The sequence below is a fragment of the Burkholderia sp. Bp9012 genome, from assembly GCF_003853825.1.
Taxonomy (GTDB): Bacteria; Pseudomonadota; Gammaproteobacteria; order Burkholderiales; family Burkholderiaceae; genus Burkholderia; species Burkholderia diffusa.
In genome coordinates this window covers 244,945-261,929 of sequence record NZ_QTQA01000002.1, presented here as the reverse complement: position 1 = coordinate 261,929, position 16,985 = coordinate 244,945, and the positions used below count along the sequence as shown (strand labels likewise).

Annotated in this window: 13 protein-coding genes and 1 pseudogene; 2 read left to right on the top strand and 12 right to left on the bottom strand. The window is 59.4% G+C overall.

Annotated features, from left to right (window positions below):
- Nucleotides 1–55: 55 nt before the first annotated feature.
- The 5 genes from DIE11_RS03410 to DIE11_RS03395 all read right to left on the bottom strand — a co-directional run bounded on the left by DIE11_RS03410 (nucleotide 56) and on the right by DIE11_RS03395 (nucleotide 6,636).
- A complete protein-coding gene (locus DIE11_RS03410; RefSeq protein WP_221622441.1) occupies nucleotides 56–1,432 on the bottom strand; it encodes a UvrD-helicase domain-containing protein in 1,377 nt (458 codons plus the stop codon).
- Between the two features lie 10 nt (nucleotides 1,433–1,442).
- Nucleotides 1,443–3,170 (bottom strand): ATP-dependent endonuclease, encoded by a 1,728-nt coding sequence (locus DIE11_RS03405; protein ID WP_124621508.1) that lies wholly within the window; start codon nucleotides 3,168–3,170, stop codon nucleotides 1,443–1,445.
- Nucleotides 3,171–3,276: 106 nt separating this feature from the next.
- Entirely contained in the window at nucleotides 3,277–3,954 is a 678-nt protein-coding gene (locus DIE11_RS03400; RefSeq protein WP_124621506.1) for a helix-turn-helix domain-containing protein, read from the bottom strand.
- Nucleotides 3,955–4,013: 59 nt separating this feature from the next.
- The gene (locus DIE11_RS36170; RefSeq protein WP_155626355.1) at nucleotides 4,014–4,166 is read right to left on the bottom strand and encodes a hypothetical protein; all 153 of its coding nucleotides are present in this window, start codon (nucleotides 4,164–4,166) and stop codon (nucleotides 4,014–4,016) included.
- Between the two features lie 940 nt (nucleotides 4,167–5,106).
- On the bottom strand, nucleotides 5,107–6,636 hold the full coding sequence (locus DIE11_RS03395; RefSeq protein ID WP_124621504.1) for a patatin-like phospholipase family protein: 1,530 nt from the start codon (nucleotides 6,634–6,636) through the stop codon (nucleotides 5,107–5,109).
- Between the two features lie 297 nt (nucleotides 6,637–6,933).
- Between DIE11_RS03395 and DIE11_RS03390 the strand changes: the two are divergent.
- A pseudogene (locus DIE11_RS03390) lies at nucleotides 6,934–7,088 on the top strand (IS3 family transposase); the annotation flags it as partial.
- Here the strand turns inward: DIE11_RS03390 and DIE11_RS03385 are convergent.
- The 4 genes from DIE11_RS03385 to DIE11_RS03370 form a co-directional block, all read right to left on the bottom strand.
- Nucleotides 7,088–7,375 carry a PAAR domain-containing protein gene (locus DIE11_RS03385; RefSeq protein ID WP_124621502.1) on the bottom strand — a complete coding sequence of 96 codons (288 nt, stop codon included), beginning with the start codon at nucleotides 7,373–7,375 and terminating at the stop codon, nucleotides 7,088–7,090. The pseudogene DIE11_RS03390 and the gene DIE11_RS03385 sit on opposite strands and share 1 nt — an antisense overlap.
- Nucleotides 7,376–7,390: 15 nt before the next feature.
- Entirely contained in the window at nucleotides 7,391–8,350 is a 960-nt protein-coding gene (locus DIE11_RS03380; protein WP_124621500.1) for a T6SS immunity protein Tli4 family protein, read from the bottom strand.
- A gap of 98 nt (nucleotides 8,351–8,448) precedes the next feature.
- Nucleotides 8,449–10,302, bottom strand: coding sequence for a GPI inositol-deacylase (locus DIE11_RS03375; protein ID WP_260437065.1), 1,854 nt, complete (start codon nucleotides 10,300–10,302; stop codon nucleotides 8,449–8,451).
- An 82-nt stretch (nucleotides 10,303–10,384) separates the two neighbouring features.
- Nucleotides 10,385–13,165: a type VI secretion system Vgr family protein gene (locus DIE11_RS03370; protein ID WP_124621498.1), complete on the bottom strand. Its 2,781-nt coding sequence runs from the start codon at nucleotides 13,163–13,165 to the stop codon at nucleotides 10,385–10,387.
- Nucleotides 13,166–13,679: 514 nt separating this feature from the next.
- Between DIE11_RS03370 and DIE11_RS03365 the strand changes: the two genes are divergently transcribed.
- Nucleotides 13,680–13,880 (top strand): hypothetical protein, encoded by a 201-nt coding sequence (locus DIE11_RS03365; protein ID WP_124621496.1) that lies wholly within the window; start codon nucleotides 13,680–13,682, stop codon nucleotides 13,878–13,880.
- 553 nt (nucleotides 13,881–14,433) lie between these two features.
- Here the strand turns inward: DIE11_RS03365 and sodB are convergent.
- The 3 genes from sodB to DIE11_RS36165 form a co-directional block, all read right to left on the bottom strand.
- Entirely contained in the window at nucleotides 14,434–15,012 is a 579-nt protein-coding gene (gene sodB, locus DIE11_RS03360; RefSeq protein ID WP_044848579.1) for a superoxide dismutase [Fe], read from the bottom strand.
- Between the two features lie 240 nt (nucleotides 15,013–15,252).
- Complete coding sequence (gene xseA, locus DIE11_RS03355; protein WP_124621494.1) at nucleotides 15,253–16,635, bottom strand: exodeoxyribonuclease VII large subunit; 1,383 nt, start codon at nucleotides 16,633–16,635, stop codon at nucleotides 15,253–15,255.
- Entirely contained in the window at nucleotides 16,559–16,801 is a 243-nt protein-coding gene (locus DIE11_RS36165) for a hypothetical protein (RefSeq protein WP_185633708.1), read from the bottom strand. Before DIE11_RS36165 ends, xseA begins: the two co-directional genes overlap by 77 nt.
- Nucleotides 16,802–16,985 lie beyond the last annotated feature (184 nt).

Genomic DNA, 16,985 nt, shown 5'->3' with positions numbered 1-16,985 from the left:
GCCATCAAGGTCGTGCGCGCGGTGTCCCGATTGATCCACCTAAACAGCGTCCCCCTCATAGATCGGGCCTTGGAAATTGAACATACCGATCCGGTGCGGTGATAGTCAGGCTCTGCGTCGCACGGGAGATTGCGACGTAGAAGAGCTTCGCCTGCGCGTAGTCCTCGTTGCCGAAGTGCGAGGCGTCGGGAATCAGCACGTGATCGAACTCCAGGCCCTTGAGCAGCAGGGGCGTCGAGATCGTCCGTCGCTGCAGAGAGCGGCCCGCAGCACTCACACGCAGTCGGATCTTCAGCACGGCTTCAGCGAGGGTAGCCGCCCGATCGGCAGCCAGCTCGCCCAGTGCACGCTCGGCGTCGCGCCATAGCTCGCCCCGGAATAACCGCCAGCGCGGGTGGCGCCGCGCGAGCCGCATGAACTCGCGAGCCGCTTCGGCACAGTCAGCGCCTCCCAGTTGTCGCGCGGCAGTCTTCATTTCGTCGATGACCTGCGCTTGGTCGGGCGACAACTCCTCGTTGGGTTGCTTCTCGCGCTTATGGAAGCAATCTTTGCTCAGGGCCAAGACGGTGTCCAGACGCTGTTGTGCGTCTGCGCTGCCATCCCAGTCGGAAGCGAATCTCGTCAGCCGCCTAGCAGCAACCTCCTCGATGGACTGGTACATGCCTCGCGTTGCGCGGGCCAGGTTGTCACACATGCCCCGGCGGCAATGGATCGCAGCGGATGTTCCCTCGCGATCCCCGATGCCTTCGAAGAACGCGCCCATGTCGAAGGCTTCGTCGGTGTACCGAAACGTGACCGGGCCGGAGTCCAGATCGATGCGCTCGCCGCGGATGAGGCGCTGGCGCGTCTCGGCGATCCAAGCACCAAGGGCCGGGTTTTTCTTCTGCCAGCGGCGCGGCTCTTCCAGCTCGAGCGCGAGCGGGAAGATCGGATAAACATCGCGCTGCCAGCGCAGCCGGGCGTTCGCGAATTCGAAGATGCCCTGCATCGGATCGCCGAATACGATCGTAGGAACAATCTCGGAGAGCGCGATGGCAAGCGCATGCTGGCCGGGATCGCAGTCCTGATACTCGTCAATCAGGATACGGTCATACGAGGATCGCACCACGTCGCGGACCGCCGAGATCTTCAGCACGTTGAGGGCGTTCTGCCGAAGCGCGCTCCATTCGGCTCCGGTGGGCATGCCCGCTGGCGGGTGGCCGCGCTTGGGGAAGGCGCGCACATAGCGCATGCACCATCCGTCGATGGTGTCTACGTTCGCCGCAGCTGCTGGTATGCCGAGACGCTTCAGCCTGCTGCGCAACGCGTTTACGCCCGCATGTGTATGCGTGAGGATAAGCGTCCGGATACCTAGCGCCGCCGTCTTCGCGATAGCCTCGGTCTTTCCGTGGCCCGCCGGGGCGATCAGAGAGCCGACGGGAAGCTCGGCCAAGATGCGGGCCTCAGGCATAGAGCCAAGCCCCCAGCGCTCGTACGCACCTCGAGAAAGCCGACGCGGGCGCTTGCTCGACAATCTCCCATGCGATGGGCGCGATGGCGCGCCCCGAATGCAGTTCCTTGAACCAGTTTTTCTTTGACGCGACTTCCGCCAGAGTCGCGCGAAGAGCAGCCCCGTCTGCGGTAACAAACAGTTCCCACGTGTTGAAGGCAAGGCTCGTCGTCTCAGGCGTCAACTCGGCGTCCCTGCCCTTCAGGGTCGCCGCGACCGATTCTTCAGTCTTCTCCGCGCGAGCGTAGTCTAGCAGTGCCTGCACCTGCGCATCACTGGCTGCTGTGAACAGCGCCGTCTCCGTATCCATCGCGCCGTCGTACTGGAAAATCACGACGCCGGCGGCGACAACGTCGCGCGTCTCGTCGGGTGTCAGCGGACGGTCCGAGTCCCGATACAAGGCGACGGGGTAGCCGAGCGCCGCAAGCGCTATTGCCAGTTGCGGGGCTTGCGCTCCTTCGCCATCTGCAAAAGCGACGCCGCGCTGTTCGACGGGGACACCCCTATTGCTTGCGCAGAAAGGATCGCGGAAGCCAAGCAACAGACCCACCTCTGTCACGCCCTCGCAGATGACGATGCGGCGCGCGAATAGGGCTCGCGGCGTTTTCTTCATCAACTTCGCAAAGGCTAAGAGCATCGAAGGTGCCTGAAATTCGACACACTTGCTGGTCCTGTCGCGATGCCCGACATAGAGGTTGCGCGCCTCGATCTCGCCGATTGCGACATCAGAGTGTGTGGTCATGAGAAGCTGCCCCACCGCCCTCTTCTCCGTCGCGGCGGCCGCCTGTGCCTCCTTGAGGCGTGCAATCGCGCCGATCACACGGTGCGGTTCAAGGCCATGTTCGATTTCGTCGATCAGGACGATGGCGCCTTCCGTGATGGCGGAACGCTGAATTGCCAGCGTCGCCAGCCGCCGGGTTCCTAGACCCGCGAGCCGCAAGGGGACGCTGCCGTCATGGAGTGCGATCGAACTGGTGGAGAACCCACCTCGCAGCAGCTCAAGGCCGGGGCCGTACTCATCCTGCACGTAAGCGCCGAGGGAGGAGGCCTGCGCCTGCGCCACTTTCGCGGCATCCGCAAGTGCCGTCACCTTGTCGAGCTTCGCGCTGCTGCGCGCCGTGCGGTAGGCATCGGCAAGGTTGCGAGCGGCGTCGTCGGCAACACCCGTCAGCTTGGCAAGCACCGAGCCTTGGCCCCAAGTCAGGTGTCGGGCGTCGTCGCCTGCCAGCCGCACCAGGCCGAACAACGCACGGTCCCTGTTCGAGAGTGTGCGCGGGTGGGTGGCAGAGTCGCGCACTAGCTCCCATATTGGTTCCATCGTGGCGTCGACAGTTAGTCGCACGGTGAGCACCGGTTCATCGCCGTCTTCCGGCTCGTCGTTCAGCGTCCCAGTTACCGACCAGCCGCCGATGTACAGGCCAAAGCGCTCGTCTGACTTCAGCGCCTTCGACAATTCTCCGACCGTGACCTCGACGCAGATTGGCGTCGCCGTATCTCCATCGAGGAAATCAACTTCGCTGAAGGTGAGCCAGCGTGAGGACAGGGCTGCCTCGATGGCGTCGAGGACCGTGGATTTACCGGTATCGCCCACGCCGATGAGACAGCACAGCGGAGACTGCGGTTTCCAGTCGAGTGCACCGATCCCACGAAAGTTGCTGATCTTCAGTTGTCTTACCTGCATCCCATACTCCGTCCTGTCCGCCATGCACGCCATGCACGCGATGTTTCCTTCTTCTGTCGGCAGAACGAAGCCGCCGCGGGAATCCTGCTCGGCGCACCCACTCACGCTAGGTAATGGCAACTGCGACCGTCGATGCCGGCGTGGCGGCGGTCCCTCCGTCGGGGGTGCCGCTCTTCTGCTGCACCAGCGCCTGATAGCCCGTCAGGTAGTACTTGTTTGGCTCATTCACGGTCGAGACGTGGCTGTGGTCGCGGTTGATTCCGACCAGCAGCCCGGTGCCGATCAGCAGACTGATCGCCTTGCGGATGTCCCGCTCGGAGATGCCAGTCCGCTCGGAGATGGTTTCGTACGATGCCATCGAAAAATAGGCGTGGTTGCTACGAACCGCCGCGAAGTAGAGGTAAAGCTTCATCGCGTGCAGTTCGTGCTTCGAGCGCATTGTGAAATGCGCGAACGGCTTGATCACATTGCCCGCCACGATCGCATGGCAGGGCAACTTGAAGAAGCGGTGCTCCCCCGGCCAATTGATCTTATAGCGGCGCTTCTGATGTGAACCCTCTGGCGAAATCAGACCGAGCGTCACCAGGCGCTGCAGTCCTGCCGAGATCAGCGCGCGCGATAAGCCGGTCGCCTCGCCGAGATCAACGTACGTCCCTTCGGCGACTGCCACGTACCGCCCTTGCTCGTCGAGCCATGCCGTCGCCATGAAGTTGAGCGCAACAAACAACATCAGCGCCGACGTTTCAGCTGCAGGCCTCGCATTGTCAGCAGTGCTCCATTTCATCTCAGGCAGAGCCGCGAGCACAGGTGCGGAGGGCAGTCGATGCCATTGCGAGGATCGGATCACTTCTGGCCCCCCTTCTTCGACGCGACGTAAAGCGCGTACCCGGCGACCCCAAGCGCCATGACGGGCACCAGCGCGGTGAGCAGCTGGACCAGCGACGGCGCGTTTGCCGACAACCAATCCAAGCAGAAAAGCAGCAACTCCTTGTTCATCTGGTCCTTCCTTTCGGACGTTGAGCTGATGAACCGGAATTTATCGACTTTAGGAAAGTGTATCTAGATATAGGTGCAGGATCTACAAGCCAGAATATCTTGAAAAGCTTTATGCAGCAATAACTTATGCTCGTCGCGCGCCGTTCATGCGATGCTTAGTTTAGTTCACGAGAGGGGCTATCCTGCGCCTCCGTGAACTGAAGTCACCGTCGGGAAGCGAATGCGACCGTCTATTCAGAGTACCGGGGCTCCGTTCGAAGTCTGCACGGACTGCTGGCCTCGCCCCTTTGCGTTGTGCACTAAGGGACAGTAACGAAAACGGCCTTGCGCCATCGCGACTGCCTCGCTGGACTGCTGCTTCAAGGCGCCGTGAGTTCGACCAGCATCATGCGCCATTTGAGGAACTCTCCGCCGGGTCCGCCAGCTGTTCGTGGAAAAGAATGGCGGTAACCTTTCAGCCGACTTTGGGTAGACGGCGCCAGTGGCATCTTCCGGCAACCCTCCCGGCTTCCCGCTCCAGACGCTTCGCGATCCCGAATCGACGGTCTCCTTCAGGGCGCAACGGCAATGACCGCAGAATTCGTCTGCTGGCACTCGCAAGCATCGTTGAACGGGCAGCCGCCAGTCCAAGACTGATCGCCGGCACCATCGCTCCGAACGACCGTTGATCGCTATCGCCGCCCTCCCGGCCTCTCGGTCCATGCACTGGTGCCAGCCCGGCGTCCGAGCCGCGAAGATCGCCTCAAGGTCGATGCCACCACTGAGCCGCTCCAGCGATACATGGCATCTTTATACTAAGCCCGCCTCCTTTTTTCTTCTTCTACTAAGGTCCGCTTCGGATTTGAGCTCATTTCAACGTTGCCATTCGCAAAGCACCGTCCGCCGGCTGACGACGTTGGCGTCGCAAGTAGACAATTTACTACTCGCGAACAATCGTCCGCTAGTTCAAGCATTTCACTAATCCAGAAGGCTTTCCAGAAGGTCCTTTCTTTACCGCCGTCACATTGAATCGTTCACCGTTCGTTCCCGGTGGGTCGGGCGCCCAACTCGTATTGGTATCGATCGAATGATCGATCAACCACTTATGCAGAACACTCAATCCTTCGGCATCTTCTCGAACAAGAATTTTCGCAGCATCAGCCAACGCGCGTTGATATACCTCTGGCCTGCAGGATTCCGCCCCAGTGAATTTAAGATCAGTTTTTGTATTTGTGATCAGCGCATATGTAGTTCCGCGCAGCATTACGTTATCGAAATTGGAAAAAAACCCGGGGGTACCGGCGCCAAGCTCAAAGACGTCACGAAGCGAGATATGCCAAACCCCACATGTCAAGTCGCCCGCGTTCGGCTCCAAAACAATGAGGTCTCCATAGCGCTTCTGAACCATTCCGCGCTCACCCCTCAGCGGAATCACATGACTTGAAACGGCTCTTGTGTAGTCACCGGACGGTGTTCTTGCTTCGAGATCGATTCCAAGATTTAGCAATGAATCCGAGCGCCGCCGTTGGAGCAGCGCGTCGAAGGCGTAGTGCCATGACGGGTCAATGATTCTGTCCAACAATGAATGTCTTAGGTCCGGGTACTCTTCTTCGAGTTTTTCTCCATCGTCGATGAATGCATCCACCACAATTATGAAACAAGGGACCTTGTCGGATGAAACTGCCAACGATGTGTTGAGACTTTCTTCTGCAAGTCCATGATGCCATCGCCCGTTAGCCGCCGATACCAGCGCGTCAACCCCGAGGTTGTCAGATACACCCCCGTCCATGACATGCAGATATTGAAGAGGTTCATTTCCTTTATCCCCCATCATGACACGCGGGTAGCTTGTCAATACCACAGGTGAAAATACAAGTGGGTATGCTGACGAGGCCGCAACAGCTTGGGCGATTGAATAAGTGCCTAAGTCGGAGCCAAGACAAAATTTGAAGGCGTCGTCAGAAAAGACAAACGTACTCAGCCGCTGACTGAAAGCATTTCTTCCCTGTGCCAAACAATTGCTCAGCAGCTCCGGACCACCAACGACGGTAGAATTTATCAGAATGTGTGGACTCCCTGGCCCCGGAAAACTCATTTGCCGGAAAACCGCACCATGAAAAAGCATATCATCGTACGTTTTGGCCAGTATGGTACTTGCATTAAACCCTTTACCGCTCAACGTTCGCCAATTAGCAGGATTGGCATGTCTCGCAAGCCAATCATCTCGGAAATCCTGACGTAGATCTTTCTCAGCAAAATCCCAGTAATCGCCCCTAAGTTTTGGATAGTAAAGTCCGAAGTGGGCGGCGACGATAGAACCGCCTGATACTGAAGAAATGGCGTCTATGCGATTCAGAACACCAAGCCTTTCCAGTTCCTTCAAAACGTACATGCCAAAATTCGCCGCCCGGCTTCCACCCCCAGATATCGCCACCCCCAAAAACGGGCGATACTTCTTTTCAGATTCGGGAATTTCTATTGCTGCACTCATGTCAGCGCTCGCCGACGTTCGCGTGACAGCGCTAAACGTACGCTCCGAAACTGACCATGTGTTTGGCTTGTTAACGTAGTTATTCGCTGCGGGATCAGTACTAGCGCAGGCGCTGACGAGCGCGACGAGTATCGCGCCAACACATAAACGAAAAAAGAAGGGCTTGACAACCGTGGCGCACGGAACGTTTAGTAGCATAGGTCAACAGGTCTCGGAGATGTGCCCAACTTATCGACAACGTGCTACAAAAACTTGAGGCACGAAAGTATCGCCGGCGAAACGTTAGCCGTATGCGGACGGGACCAGTACAGTGTGAGCCGGCTGTGCAGGGTGCTGGCCGTCTCGCGCCGCGGGTACTGCCAGTGGCGGGCTCGCCCGCCCAGCGCCAGGTACAGGCCAACGAGGCACTGGACGTCGACGTGGCGGCCATCTACCGGGCCAGTCGCGGCAGCTAAGTGTCGCTACACGACGTCGTCTGCGAGGCGACCAGACGTGGTGGCGGAGAACAAAGACAGATGCAAAGATCGTCACTGAGCGCGGCCTGCCTTCCATCGGGTCCGGTGGTGGAAATCCGCGGGCCATCGCACGCAATTTTCCCGACGGTTTTGCAGACTGGACAAAAGACGGGATCATGTTCGTAGGCTTGCTCGCGACCGTTTATCAGGTCTGCCCCATCCCCGCTCTGCACCACTCCGCCAACGGTTGTCAGATCGCCCTTCACGATGTCATAGCGCGGCATTCCCCCACCTCCTGCTTACTTCGCGGCGCCACGATAGTGGAAGCTGTTCAGGACCGTATCCCACGCCTGGATGGCCTGTTCCTCGTTCACCGGTGACGTCGTCACGGACGCGGGATTTACCGCGTCAGGTTCCGCGCCGAACAGCAATTGAATGGCGGTGTGCGGTTTTGATGGATCTCCCGCTACCCCGGCCGCTAACAGATAGAACTGGTACTTCTGAACGCCATCTTCATGGATGTCGACGAGAATTTCCTCGGCTTGAATGCCGGCGACTTGACGCTTGCCCTTTCGCAATACCTTATAGTGCCCCGCGTACGGCTTCAGCTGAGCCTCAAATTCCGAAAGCCCGCTCAACAGCGACGCCTTCTGATCGGCAGCAACAGATTCGCGCAGCTTCACGATCAGATTAGACGGTCGCCCCGGAACAAGACCGGCCGCGACGGTGGCATCGAAAGCCGGAAGTTGCTTGCCGCCGATCAGGCCGCCGTTAAAGCAAAATGCGCCATCGTTCGGCACGTCCCCTTCATCACGCGGACGAATATTTCGCAGGATCTCGGACGCATTCTGGACCGCGCTCTGGTCATAGCCATCGCCGAACTTGTTCTTCAGGGTGAATTGCGTGTCGTGCGACCACGCGTACCCTTCCACGTCGTATGAGAGCTCGGCGGGCGGGACGTCGTATCGCCCGAAAACAAAGAGACGAGAGTAGTCATTGGGCTGTACCGCCTGATGGAGCCACGGAGTCTTCGTCGGCGAGAAGGAATTATGCGGATCAACCCGCAGCTTGGTCTTCAGCTCGTGCTCGCGCGCCTCTACTCTCCGTCCGAATTCCTGTTGACCTACGTTCTTCGCTACATCGATCGAGTACCCCATGTACTTATATTCTTGGTTGTACACCTCTGCATCATGGGGAAGGTCGACAACGAAACGGCCAATACACCACGGGCGGGTGTCATGCATCACGGGGGTGGTCATAGGCAACTCCGACGGATTACTCTTCGAGCACGCGGCCATCCCTACCGAGAAGGCCACGAGCGCGACTGCGATTCGATTTGTGAACTGGTTTAATGTTGTCATACGGGAACGTCGATCGATTTTGCGACCTTGACCATACTATAGAGTGTGGCCCACTTCGCCCACGGATGCCCGAAGCAGCCTTGGTGATCAAACCCGTTCTGCGTGAAGGCGATCTGCACACCCTTCGCCTTTTCGCCAGGGACACCGGCCTTCAAGCCACGTGCGACGGATTCCCCAGACCAGCTCGGCACCGTGCCATCCCCAAAGATCAAGCCTCGCTCCTGCGGAAAATTGGGATCCATGATCTCCGCAAAGAGTGTACAGACAAGCCCCTTAACGCGGATACGGACCTGGCCCTTCTGGTCGTCGCTCAAGAGTTCGGCCTTCATCAGGTCCTCTTCGGTCGTACCTGCTGGGAAGTCACCACGCCAATAGATTCGGCCGAAGGTGAGCAGCTTATCCGCTGGTGCAGTGGTCTCCTGCTTGGTAGGAGCCTTGGCTGTACCGCCCTTTGTCGGGTCAACCTCGCTCGACCGTCGCAAGGGACCGTTCCCGTAGAAGGCAAAGGTGTTCGGATGATAGTTGTTTATCAGTTGATGCTGCCGGTCAACCACGTCCTGCATTGTCGTCAGAAAGTTCTTCTGCAGCGTCATGCCAGGCTGAGTCGTTTGCAGGCGCTGTTTGGCAATTCCAGCAGGATCGAGCATTGCGTCGGACTGGTTGGGGACCAAGCCGTACCACGCCTGTGACGTGAACAACTTCAGTGTGTCGTTCTTCTTCGGCAGCGCGAGTACTTCCTGTCGCTTCATGTCGCGAACAACCCACCAAGGTTCATAGTCGTGATAGTCGGGCATCGGAAGGAGCTCCAACGGCCCGGGTGCATTGACCGTGATTGCCGTAAATTCCGGCGCGTTTCGCCCCACGAGTACCTTATTGAGGATTGCCCCCTCCCCTTCAGCGCCGGCGCGAAACCGTCGTGCGGCCAACGGTGCGCCAGTCGCTGGCTGCGCCCCGTGGATCACGCCATACATCAAGTCGTCGTAACCCGCTATCACTGAAGCCATGCGGGCGACGAGCCCCCCCATGGAGTGGGTGATGATGATTGCCTTCTTTACTTTGTTCTCGGCGCAGATCTCCTTGATGCCCATCAAATGGTATTTCTTGTGGGTTTTCTGGTCGACATAGTCAACACCCTTCACGGCGTCTTCGGCCGACAGCAGATTCGATTGCAACCAGTTGTAGCCGATCGCATACACCGGATATCGGTACTGGCAGAACTTCTTAAATTCATCCGAGTCGACCTTCAGCGGGTCGATACCCGGACCATTCGCGCCGTAGCTCGATGGCGCTGTCCCGATGACCGGATTCAAAGTGAAGTCTTCACCTTTCGGATCACCGCTTGCCCAGGCGCCAAGGAGCTTTCCCTCCTTCATTGGGTGGTTGAGCTCGCGCTCAAGCCAAGCGAGCGATCCATGGTAACTCTTCGAATGGACCGATCCCCAGCCTCGCCGTCGCGCTTCGTCGGCCGTCAGATCGCAACCCGTCGTCACGATCGCGCCGAGCGTGGAGACGACTGCCGACGATGTGTCGTACTTTGTTTCGCGCTCCGACGCATCTGAGAAGTATCCATTCCAGCCGAATGCTATCGCAGCGCGGTTGGTTTCATTCGGCGGATTCCAAATCTCCTGCCCAGTATTTCTGTTGATTAGCAGGGAGCCCATCACCCCGGGAATAAAAATCACCGGGATAGGTGGCCGCGGGTCGCAATGAAACTCTTTAGTGCATTTGTTGGCATCCGGCGTTAACGTCACCTTTGCGGACGACCCACCGCCTGGCTCGTGCTGCCCTTGAATGACGACCGTATCGGATTGCTTCGCTGGGTTGTTGCTGCCGGAATTGTTCGGACCCATACCGGTACCTACGATTACTGCGGTTGATCGGAGAGATTCAAGATGTGCTGATGCCGATTGACGCGATCCACGATTCGGACCGCTAGCCGACGTTGTTGAGCGTGCGAGGCAACACACGCACAATCATCGTCTCGACGTCCACGTTCTTCTGCACCGAAGTCTTACCGAGTTCGTCCGTCACGCCCTTGATGACTGTTCCATCACTCCGTACGAACTCGTACGGGTGATTCTTGAGCACTTCACCTGTGATCGAGTGGCGAAGCACATAGGGGTCGTTGAACGCAGTCTTAGGCAAGCTGTTCATGTGTTCAGCGATCGAGCTCGGACCTTGACGACTGAATGAGGCCGATTTGATCGTACGAGGTCCTCGCGAGCCGTCTTCGATACCTTCCGCGGTGATGCGAATGTACGAGCCACCACACTTCAGAATCAGCTCCTGCTTCGCCTCGATTACGACTCTACCTTGATTGCTAGTAACCGTTACGTCGCGATCGGCGAACAGGCTCAACGCGTCGCTTTGCGCAGCGATTTCGACCTTGCCCTTTGCAGCGAACAGTTTCATCCCCGCCTTTTGCACAAACAGGCTGATCTTTTCTGCAGCCGCAACGATGAGGGATTTGCCCGTGGCAAGGTGAGTGTGTTCGCCGCTGGTCAGATTGATGTGTCGATCCGCTGCGATGCTAGTCGACTGTCGGGACGTTAATCCGATATCGGCTGGCGTGGCCATCATGATCATCGGGGTGGCGAATCCGTTGGCCTCCCCTGTTCCGCCGCCATCGGTCCTGCCCCCTGACGTTTGTCCTGAAATGGGATGCTCGGTGGCCTTGGCTACGGCTTTCAGAGTGTCTTGACTTCCCTCCAGCGACTCGGCCTGCGCCGTCGCGCTGGCGCTTGATAGCGATTCCACAAGCATGCCCGATCGCGTCAGCTGATCCCTCGCCTCAACGACGTCGAGCTGCTCTGCGTCGTGCGCCTTGGCATGCGTACTCAAATAAAGGCCGCGGTTCGCTCGTACCGCGCCGTAGTCGTCGGTGTGAATCCGGAAACCGGCACCAAGGTAACGCCCACGCTTGTTCCGGTCTTGGCTGATCAGATATCCCTGATGGAACGAGCTGTAGCTTGAACCCGTGAAGGAGGTCAGTCGCGTCGCACCTTGATTGGTTGAATCGTCGTGAACGAACGAGTTGAAAGCGCCCGTACCGCCGAACCCACTCGACTGAAAACCCGATAGCAACACATTCGTATGCCAAGGCGGTGGAGTCGTACCGCCATTAAGCCGTCCAAGCACGAACGGGCGATCACAATCGCCGCCCCAGTGGCTAATCGCCACCCATTCCCCCGCGCGCGGAACGTGTACGGAGCCGTACGAATTCCCAGTGTCGGACTGCAACGACAACAGCAACGGCGATGTATTGAAAGCCCCTGCAGGACTCTGGCGATCCCATGCGTGCCGCACGCGAATTCGATTCGATTCGTCGGCCCAAGCTTCTTCCCCCTCTGGCGCCACCACGATCGCATGCTCGATATGCATGATTGGTTTGCGGTGCTCGAACGGGCTCCGATATTCGATAGTCGTGGGTTGAGCTTCGACGTCCACGACGAAGAATCCAGTTTCGCCGTCGGCCGGGTGTGGCGGCGACTGGAAATCGCTCCCGCGAACTGCCTTTGCGTCGGTAACTCGCCGCTGCAAACTGTGCGGGAAAGCAGCTCCCTGGCGAGCGATAGGCACATTATTTTCGACGAGCCATCGCGCTTCGATCGCGACGAACTCGCGGTGCTTGGCGTCCGGGTTCGAATGCCGGGGGTGGTCGTGCAGCACGAAACGCCTCCCAGCGTCGATCCAACGCAATCCGGCGACTGCCGCGTAGCGCAATGCCTGCGCATCCCAGGCCTGCGTATGCAATTGCGCGCGAGATCCACCGGCATCCGTGGTGGGATACCCATACGGCGTCGATTCGAAGACCTCCATTGGCACCGTCGGGATGCTTTGCGTTTCACGTTGTCGACGCTGCTCGATCTCGTAGGTCGTCGACTCGATTTCGCTAACTGCCTCGAAGTCGTAATTCGGGCGCTTGTAGTCGAATGAACGCGTTGTATAACGCACGCTTTGGAGCGTCTGGATTGCTGCCCATTGCGCTACGCCATTGCTTTCATTGCTCGCGTTGCCGCGGGTATAGGTCGCATCCTTTGGCTGGGGTAGCGAGGAAAGACGGTCGACGATGACCAGGGTCGTCTTCGGTGGCTCCCCTGACTGGGTGGTCGCGTGCTCCCAGTAGAAATACCAACCCTCATCCTCGAGCAGCCGATGGACGAAATTCAGGTCGGACTCTGCCTGTCTGCAATACGAGCGCACCCGCGGGGTGCTGACGGTGTCGAATCGATAGAGACCTTGCAGCTGCGGATATCGGTCGAACACATTCGCCAGAATCTCCCGTGCATCCTTTTCGAGCCAAAAATGATCGTCGCGGGTATGCCCGAGGAAGTGCAAAGCCGACGAGATCTCCAGCTGGTAGACAGCCAGGCCACCATCTGCACCCAGCATCCCGATACGGTGTACAAAGCCGTGGACGGGAAGGTAGGTCGACTCAGCGAATGGCGCGGTTTCCTGCTGAATCCACAACGTGACGGGCTGATGCATCAACGACAGAAGCGCAAGATCGGTGCGCATCGACGCTACATCGACAGTCCACCGATAATCGCGCCCTATTTTTGCATACCCCTCGGCACGTAATGCAACGAGGGTATTCGCGCCCAGGGGCGTATCGAGTTTCAGCAGCCGATCATTCTGCAAAATGCCCCGGTGAAAAGCGTCAAAAAGACCGCTCGACGACAGCTCCCCGACCGAGGATGCCCTGGCTTCCATTTTGTTCTTCCTTCCTCTCAGATACCCCGCACGGCCGCGGAGGCAAGAACGTCCGGACCGGTGATCACGTCGCTCTCACTGTATCGAAATCATTGTTGGGAAAATGTAGGCGACGGAGAACGACGCTCATCCCATTGATACGCCAAACATCGTATCAAATCACCAATACGATATCGCACGCATTTGACGATATTTCATACTCGATCGAATCCAGAAACACGACGTCGCCACACCGTCTTTGCGAAATTCTGGACAAATTCTGCCCGCCGTTTTTGCAGTCTTTCACGATGAAATGTTGATCGAGCGGGATTTCTGACGGCACCTTGACCTACTTCGACACGGCCGCGGGCGATGCCACCCACGTGGTCAGTCTCCAGTTCCACTGCGACTTCGGCGCAGTGTCGCGGTGATGAATGCGCAGCCAAGACTGAGGGACAAGGAGCAACTAAATGGTGCTTCGCGAGCCGATTGGCTTTTCGCTACGATCATTTGTGTCCAACGTCAGGAGGTACAGATGAACACGTATCAGGTTGTCATTGACGAAATCAGGGTGTCGCACGGGAAGACCGTAAAACCATGCTGGATCGCCGACACGAAGGAAAAAAATGGCGCGGTGCTACGAACGAAACGGACGGGACCTAGAAAGATCAGCTGCCCGCCGAAATGGCGGCCGGTCATCGAGACCGTTCTGCGAAAGCTTTCGCTGATCCCATGACGTCCAGCGGACGTCCCCGTTCAAAGGGGTTCCGCATGCGCAAACGTTCAGTCCTCGCGCCCGCCGCGCATGGTACTCGCCAGCTCGCGCCCCAGCCGACACGAACGTCTCCACTCCGTCTAGCGGAGCACGCGCGTTTTTCATAAGATTGCTCTGGGCCGACGAGGGAGCCGAACATGGATTCACTGCTTCAGGAAATTCTCGATGCAACCGTATCGCCAGGCGTTTCCAAAGAGGTTCCATGGGGGCAATTGCGCCCGCTGTGCGACGGCGCCAACGATCCTCAAGTCTAGGCGGCCCACACCTACTGCTCCCAGCGCGATTGAAATTCTTCGCGTTGAACACCAGCCAGCGCTGTGACAGAAAACCCTCCTGCCGTTGGAAGTCGAGGATTTCCTAAAAAATGCGGGTATAAAAAACAGAAAGCCCTCATATCGAGGGCTTTCAATTTCGCTACAGTTTCAAAACTTTATTGCACTGCTCAGTCTGGGTTTTCCGATCTTTATTGCACTTTCCAGACTATATTGTCCCGCTACACGCGGGATGCCCGGACTTACGCGAAGTTCTTCGCTGCGAAGTCCCAGTTCACGATGTTCCAGAACGCTTCAACGAACTTCGGACGTGCGTTGCGGTAGTCGATGTAGTACGCGTGCTCCCACACGTCGATCGTCAGCAGCGGCTTGTCGGCCGTCGTCAGCGGCGTGGCGGCGTTGCTCGTCGAGACGATGTCGAGCGAACCGTCGGCCTTCTTCACGAGCCATGCCCAGCCCGAACCGAACGTGCCGACCGCGGCCTTCGTGAACGCTTCCTTGAATGCGTCGTACGAACCCCACTTCGCATTGATCGCGTCGCCGAGCGCGCCCGACGGTGCGCCGCCGCCGTTCGGCGACAGGCTGTTCCAGAAGAACGTGTGGTTCCAGATTTGCGCGGCGTTGTTGAAGATGCCGCCCGACGACTTCTTCACGATCTCTTCCAGCGACAGGTTTTCGAATTCCGTGCCCGGGATCAGATTGTTCAGGTTCGTCACATATGCCTGGTGATGCTTGCCGTAGTGGTACTCGATCGTCTCTTTCGAGATGGTCGGCGCGAGTGCGTCTTCAGCGTACGGGAGCGGCGGGAGCGTATGAGCCATGGCGATTCCTTCGTTGAGTATGTAGGGAGGCTGTGTTGAATGCTGCCGAGCGTCCGATTGTAGGCGAGTCCGAATATCCCCGCAAACTCACGGGCATTTATCCGCGGTATGCAGAAAATCGCCGCTGGCGCTTCATCCGGCAGGACGAGACGGCGATGCGCAGCATCCGTTCCCGCGCCCGGCGTTCGATACGTCCGGACCGCCGGGCGCGCGTCCTTCGTTTCGCTTACGCCGTCGTCGTCAGATCGTGTCGGTCAGCCGCGGCTGCACGTCGGCGAGCGACACGTCGGCCGAGCCTTCGGCGAGATGCACGGTGAGTCGGCGCTGCGGCTTCAGCGCGCTCGGCGCCCGCACCGCGCGGCCGGTCTGCGCGTCGATCAGCGCCGCATAGCCGCGCTCGAGCGTGCGCTGCGGGCTCAGCACCTCGAGCCGCGCCGCGCAGGCCGACACGCGCGCGGTATCGCGCTCGTGACGGCGCTGCACCGCCACCGCGAGACGTTGCGACAGTCCGGCGACGGCCTGACGCGCCTGCGCCGGGTCGGGCCGCGCGCGCTGCCAGCGCAATTGCGCGAGCGCGAAACGCGCACGCGCGTCGCGCACCGGCCGCGACGCCGCCGATGCGAGCCGCACCGCCAGCTGTTCGACGTGGGTACGTTGCCGCTGCAGCCGTTCGGCCGGGCTGACGAGCCGGCGCGCGAGCCAGTCGAGCTGCTGCGCACGCTGCTCGAGCCCGCGCTCCAGGCTGCGCGCAAGCGCGCGCTGCCGGTCGGCGACCTCGCGCAACAGCAACGCGCGCTGCGGACTCGCGAGTTCGGCCGCGCCGGTCGGCGTCGGCGCGCGCAGGTCGGCCGCGAAGTCCGTGATCGTGAAATCGGTTTCGTGGCCGACGCCGCTGACGACCGGCAGTTCGCTCGCCGCGATCGCACGTGCGAGCGCTTCGTCGTTGAACGACCACAGATCCTCGATCGACCCGCCGCCGCGGCACACGAGCAGCACGTCGACCTCGCGCCGCGCGTTCGCGGTCTGCACGGCCGCGACGAGCTTTTCGGCGGAACCGGCCCCCTGCACGGGCGCCGGATAGACGATCACCGGAATGTGCGGCGCGCGGCGCGCGAGCGTGGTCAGCACGTCGCGCAGCGCGGCGGCCTGCAGCGACGTGACGATGCCGATCGCGCGCGGGTGCGCCGGCAGTGGCCGCTTGCGCTCGGCTGCGAACAGCCCTTCGGCCTCGAGCTGCGCCTTCAGCCGCAGGAATGCCTCGTAAAGACGTCCTTGGCCCGTGCGCCGCACGGCTTCGACGTTGAGCTGCACTTCGCCGCGCGGCTCGTACATCGTGACGACCGCGCGCACCTCGATCCGGTCGCCTTCGCGCGGCGTGAATTCCGCGTACTGCGCGCGACCGCGAAACATCACGCAGCGCATCTGCGCCTGCTGGTCCTTGATCGAGAAATACCAGTGGCCGCTGGCGGCGCGCGTGAAATTCGACACTTCGCCCGAGATCCACAGCAGCGGGAACGAGCGCTCGAGCATCGTCGAAATCGCGCGATTAAGCGCCGAAACGGGAATCACTTCGTCGCCGCCGCGAGTCGCGCCGGGAGCGGAAAAAGGAGAGTCGGAAAGCATGGGCGGTCAGATGAATGCTGGCGGCGACACGATAGTCCGACACGCGCGCGGCGTCCAGCACCGCCCGCCCGCACTGCAACACGCTGAAGGTGTCCACACTCTGGTAATCGTCCGCCAAAAACACTTGAAAACCTCGGAAAAAACCAGACAATTCCGTATAACGCATTGATTTTTATATATTTTTAAACCTTGCAGTTTGATTCGACGCCGATTCGATGTCCATCCGACGGGCGTTTGACGCGAACGGGCGGGGAGTTTTTCACAGAGTTATCCACAACCCGCTCCGATCCGCCCCCATCGGATGCGTCGCCCGGCCGCGCTTGCCGCGCCCGCGTGCGGCGCGCTAGAGT

What these genes read in the sequence shown, in the direction of transcription:
- sodB (WP_044848579.1), bottom strand. Translation starts at nt 15,012, where the DNA reads ATGGCTCATACGCTCCCGCCGCTCCCGTACGCTGAAGACGCACTCGCG.
- DIE11_RS03365 (WP_124621496.1), top strand. Translation starts at nt 13,680, where the DNA reads ATGAACACGTATCAGGTTGTCATTGACGAAATCAGGGTGTCGCACGGG.
- xseA (WP_124621494.1), bottom strand. Translation starts at nt 16,635, where the DNA reads ATGCTTTCCGACTCTCCTTTTTCCGCTCCCGGCGCGACTCGCGGCGGC.
- DIE11_RS03385 (WP_124621502.1), bottom strand. Translation starts at nt 7,375, where the DNA reads ATGCCGCGCTATGACATCGTGAAGGGCGATCTGACAACCGTTGGCGGA.
- DIE11_RS03375 (WP_260437065.1), bottom strand. Translation starts at nt 10,302, where the DNA reads ATGGGTCCGAACAATTCCGGCAGCAACAACCCAGCGAAGCAATCCGAT.
- DIE11_RS03395 (WP_124621504.1), bottom strand. Translation starts at nt 6,636, where the DNA reads ATGAGTGCAGCAATAGAAATTCCCGAATCTGAAAAGAAGTATCGCCCG.
- DIE11_RS03400 (WP_124621506.1), bottom strand. Translation starts at nt 3,954, where the DNA reads ATGAAATGGAGCACTGCTGACAATGCGAGGCCTGCAGCTGAAACGTCG.
- DIE11_RS03405 (WP_124621508.1), bottom strand. Translation starts at nt 3,170, where the DNA reads ATGCAGGTAAGACAACTGAAGATCAGCAACTTTCGTGGGATCGGTGCA.
- DIE11_RS36165 (WP_185633708.1), bottom strand. Translation starts at nt 16,801, where the DNA reads ATGCGTTATACGGAATTGTCTGGTTTTTTCCGAGGTTTTCAAGTGTTT.
- DIE11_RS36170 (WP_155626355.1), bottom strand. Translation starts at nt 4,166, where the DNA reads ATGAACAAGGAGTTGCTGCTTTTCTGCTTGGATTGGTTGTCGGCAAAC.
- DIE11_RS03380 (WP_124621500.1), bottom strand. Translation starts at nt 8,350, where the DNA reads ATGACCACCCCCGTGATGCATGACACCCGCCCGTGGTGTATTGGCCGT.
- DIE11_RS03370 (WP_124621498.1), bottom strand. Translation starts at nt 13,165, where the DNA reads ATGGAAGCCAGGGCATCCTCGGTCGGGGAGCTGTCGTCGAGCGGTCTT.